This window comes from Xanthomonas sp. NCPPB 3959 (genome assembly GCF_056675575.1).
This window is the reverse complement of record NZ_JBWWVR010000051.1, coordinates 1-617: the sequence shown is the minus strand read 5'-3', so window position 1 is coordinate 617 and position 617 is coordinate 1. Positions and strand designations below refer to the sequence as shown.

General features: G+C 52.4%; 1 protein-coding gene. It reads left to right on the top strand.

The features are described 5' to 3' along the window. Positions 1-558: hypothetical protein (locus tag AC1KVG_RS21775; RefSeq protein WP_481095807.1), on the top strand; the 558-nt coding region annotated here is incomplete at its 5' end. Positions 559-617: the final 59 nt, after the last annotated feature.

The window sequence follows — 617 nt, the reverse complement described above, 5'->3', positions numbered from 1 at the left end:
CGGCTTAATTCAGGCGTTAGGCCTCACATGGAAAATCTTGCAAATCTGACAATAAAGCTGCTGCAGAACGAGCTCTCCGAGCAGCAGTTCTTGGATGCGCTTGGCATCGCTCGCGAAGAAGTTGGGGCGTTTACGTCAGCGTTGGTCTCACGGGCCATCACCGATAAGAATGGCAGCGATCTCAATGACGCGGAGATGATCCGTTTAAAATTCGCGCTGCGCGAGCCACCACAGGGTTACGACTCAGAACTTGATTACTGGCACAACTTGCTCCTGCAAGACTGGCACCAAGAGCATGAGGAACTGATATCAGGCCTTCAAATGAAGGCTGATCCGTCAAGCATTCCTTATCTAACGGCAGCCATTGGGCTAAAGCCTTTGCTCGGGTACCTCGCCTATGACGACTATGGCGCCTACTATAAGAAATGCTTGTGGGCGCTACAGGCGATCGGGACGGATGAGGCGATCGAGGTGATCAGGTCGTGCACATCGTCCTCAGACCCAGCGCTCAATAATGAGGCTTCTTATAGGCTTAGCCGTCTAGGTTCCGTGCAGTGAGGCCTAACAATTCATTCAAGCCGAAGCCGCTTCGCGACTCGGCTTAATTTCAGAGTTAG